Annotated in this window: 4 protein-coding genes and 1 pseudogene; 4 read left to right on the top strand and 1 reads right to left on the bottom strand. The window is 31.5% G+C overall.

From position 1 onward, the window contains the following. Positions 1-2 precede the first annotated feature (2 nt). Complete coding sequence (gene rplI / locus ACTG3V_RS15220; RefSeq protein WP_439133026.1) at positions 3-449, top strand: 50S ribosomal protein L9; 447 nt, start codon at positions 3-5, stop codon at positions 447-449. A 76-nt stretch (positions 450-525) separates the two neighbouring features. Here the strand turns inward: rplI and ACTG3V_RS15215 are convergent, their stop codons facing one another. Continuing rightward, entirely contained in the window at positions 526-1,164 is a 639-nt protein-coding gene (locus ACTG3V_RS15215; protein ID WP_439133025.1) for a DUF937 domain-containing protein, read from the bottom strand. Positions 1,165-1,287: 123 nt separating this feature from the next. Between ACTG3V_RS15215 and ACTG3V_RS15210 the strand changes: the two genes are divergently transcribed. The 3 genes and pseudogenes from ACTG3V_RS15210 to ACTG3V_RS15200 form a co-directional block, all read left to right on the top strand. Beyond that, positions 1,288-2,613 (top strand): dicarboxylate/amino acid:cation symporter, encoded by a 1,326-nt coding sequence (locus ACTG3V_RS15210; protein ID WP_439133024.1) that lies wholly within the window; start codon positions 1,288-1,290, stop codon positions 2,611-2,613. Between the two features lie 3 nt (positions 2,614-2,616). Next, on the top strand, positions 2,617-3,462 hold the full coding sequence (locus tag ACTG3V_RS15205) for a sulfurtransferase (RefSeq protein ID WP_439133023.1): 846 nt from the start codon (positions 2,617-2,619) through the stop codon (positions 3,460-3,462). Position 3,463: 1 nt separating this feature from the next. Further along, a pseudogene (locus tag ACTG3V_RS15200) lies at positions 3,464-3,671 on the top strand (hypothetical protein); the annotation flags it as partial.

Raw genomic sequence — 3,671 nt, 5'->3', positions numbered from 1 at the left:
ACATGGAATTGATATTAAGACAAGACGTAGAAAATTTAGGATTTAAAGATGATATCGTAGAAGTGAAAAACGGATATGGTAGAAACTTTTTAATCCCAACAGGACAAGCCGTTTTAGCAACTTCATCTGCAAAGAAAGTTTTAGCAGAGAATTTAAAACAACGTGCTTATAAAGAGGCTAAATTAATTGCAGATGCTAATGAATTGGCAGAAACAATTAAAGGATATGAAATTAAAATTTCATCTAAAACTGGTTCAGGAGACAAATTATTTGGTTCTGTAAACAACATAGATTTAGCTGAAGCTTTATTAAAAGCAGGTACAGAAATCGACAAGAAATTTATTAAAGTTGTTGGAGGTTCTGTAAAAAGATTAGGAAAGTATGAAGCTTCTGTTAGATTGCACAGAGAGGTAGTAGCAGAAATTTCTTTTGAAGTAGTTGCTGAATAGTTTACTTACTTTTAAAATACTAAAAAGCTCGTTAGAAATAACGAGCTTTTTTATTGTATAAATATTTGGTGATTTCTTATTTACCAAAAAGGCCACCAATCATTCCACCAAGTCCACCAGTTTCTTTTTTATCACCACCTAAAAACATACCAGCAACATCATCAATTACGCTTCCATCTCCATCAGCATCCAATACTTTTTCTAAAAAATTTTGTTCAGAAGCAGCAGAACTTCCACCTAATAAACCACCTAACAAATCAACGACACCATTTGATGAATTTACGTTTTGTTGATTTTTTTGTTTTCCTAGATACCCCATTAAAATAGGAGCCGCAATTTTTAAAATATTAGCAACAGCACTCGCATCTATTCCTGCTTTTTGTCCAATAACCTGTTGTACACCCTCTTGTTTGTTACCAAGAATATGACCTAAAATTCCTGCACCATCTTGTTTTACTTCTTCATCAACTCCACCACTAAATAAACCTCCTAAGTTGTCTAAAATACTACCATCATGTTTATTAGATAAAGCTCCCATTAAACCAGCTGCACCTTCTGGAGAAGCTGCATTTCTTTCCATACCTTTCATTAACACAGGTAAAGCCATTGTTAATACACTGCTTGTTTTGTTTGTATCATTACCAGTTGCACCTGCCACACCAGATACAATTTGCTTACCTAAATCACTGTTTAATAAATCTAAAATTCCTGACATATTTTATTTTTAATAATTAATATTTTTATTGTTTAATATTTATGACACAATATAGTGATAAAGTCACTTTAATTTAAACTATTTTTTTATCTTTCAATTTCATTACAAATTTTAAACTACAGTATGAAAAAACTCGCTTTACATTGGAAGATTTTATTAGGAATGATTCTTGGAATCATTTTTGGTTTTATTATGAATACAGTTGATGGTGGTAAAGGCTTTGTTACAGATTGGATTAAACCTTTTGGAACCATTTTTATTAATCTTCTAAAACTCATTGCTGTACCTTTAATATTAGCGTCTTTAATTAAAGGAATATCCGATTTAAAAGACATTTCTAAAATTAAAAAAATGGGTTTACGAACTATGCTAATTTACATGGGTACAACATTAGTTGCCATAATTATTGGTTTAGGCATTGTAAACTTAATACAACCTGGCTCTGGTATGGATCCTGATACTATAGAAAAAATTAAAGCTAAATATGAAACATCTACAGATGTTGTAGACAAATTAAATAAAGCATCTGCACAAAATGATGCTGGACCCTTACAGGCTTTGGTTGATATTTTTCCAAGTAATATTTTTACGGCTTTAGGTGATGCAAGTATGTTGCAAATTATATTTTTCGCCTTATTTGTTGGGATTTCTTTACTGTTAATTCCAGAAAAAAAGGCAAAACCTCTAATGGACTTTTTTGATTCTTTAAATGAAGTGGTCATGAAGATGGTAGATTTAATTATGCTGTTTGCACCTTATGCTGTTTTTGCATTGTTGGCAAACGTAATTATTGCTTTTGATGACACTGAAATTTTATTAAAATTATTAGTGTATGCACTTTGTGTAGTTGGTGGTTTGTTGTTAATGATTGCTTTCTATTTACTTTTAGTAAGCGTTTACACCAAAAAATCGCCTATTTGGTTTTTACAACAAATTAGTCCAGCGCAATTATTAGCGTTCTCAACAAGCTCTAGTGCAGCAACACTACCTGTAACAATGGAAAGAGTAGAAGAACATATTGGGGTAGATAAAGAGGTTTCTGGTTTTGTGTTGCCTGTTGGTGCAACCATAAATATGGATGGTACAAGCTTATACCAAGCCATTGCAGCTGTGTTTATAATGCAAGTAATATGGCCAGAAGGTTTAACTTTTTCTAACCAAGTAGTTATTGTAGCAACTGCCTTATTGGCTTCAATTGGTTCTGCAGCTGTACCAAGTGCAGGAATGGTAATGCTTGTAATTGTACTTGAATCTATTGGTTTTCCAGCAGAATTGTTACCAATAGGTTTAGCATTGATTTTTGCAGTTGATAGACCCTTAGATATGTGTAGAACTACTGTAAATGTTACTGGTGATGCTACAGTATCTATGATTGTTGCCAAATCTTTAGATAAATTACATGATCCTAAACCAAAAAATTGGGATGATAACTACGAAAACGTAAAATAAGTAATGTCACTAAAAATTGAAAAACCATTAGTTTCTGTTGATTGGTTACATCAACACTTCAATGAGAATAACCTAATTATTTTAGATGCAACTTTACCTAAGGTTACCGTAGATAAAAATGAAGCGATAGAGGAAAAAATACAAATTAAAAATGCTGTTTTTTTTGATATCAAAAAAGTGTTTTCAGATACAAACGCACCTTTTCCAAATACGGTTTTATCTCCTGAAGAATTTGAGCTTAAAGTACAAAAATTAGGGATAACGAATGATAGTTGTATTGTTGTATATGATGATTTAGGGATCTATTCTTCACCAAGAGTTTGGTGGCTTTTTCAGTTAATGGGCTTTACCAATATTGCAGTATTAGATGGTGGTTTATCAGCTTGGAAATCGAAAAACTATCCTACTGAAAAACCAAAGGGAAATCAACTTAAAAAAGGTGATTTTAAGGTTAGTTATCAATCACAAAAAATAAAATTCACTAACGATGTTTTATCAGCCATTGAAAATAAAAATATCTTAATTGCAGATGCAAGATCAAAAGGTCGTTTTTATACAACAGCACCAGAACCAAGAGCAGATATAAAAGGTGGGCATATACCAAATTCTGTGAGTTTACCTTACACAGATCTTTTAGTTGATAATCGACTAAAATCTGAAGAAGAACTACAGATTATTTTTAATGAAATTAATCCGAAAAAGAAAGAATTTATCTTTTCTTGCGGAACAGGAATTACAGCATCAGTTTTAGCATTAGGTTCAGAAATTGCAGGTTTCAAAAATCATGCTGTGTATGATGGATCTTGGACAGAATGGGGCTTAACCAAAGGTTTACCAATTGAAAAATAATATGAATACAATTACTTGGACCAAAAAAGAATTTGAAGCGTATGTGTTATTGTATGCAGCGCATTGTAATTATTTTGAATCTGAAGAGGAAGAAAAATACATTTTATCAAGAGTAGATAAAACAACATTTTACAAAATACACAATGAGGTTGTTGTGGATTCAGATGAGCATAATCTCAATAAAATTCAACAATATTTATCCGAAAATA

Source organism: Polaribacter sp., from assembly GCF_965660385.1.
GTDB lineage: Bacteria > Bacteroidota > Bacteroidia > Flavobacteriales > Flavobacteriaceae > Polaribacter.
Note: the sequence above shows the minus strand (reverse complement) of the source record. Positions and strands in the feature narration are given on the sequence as shown.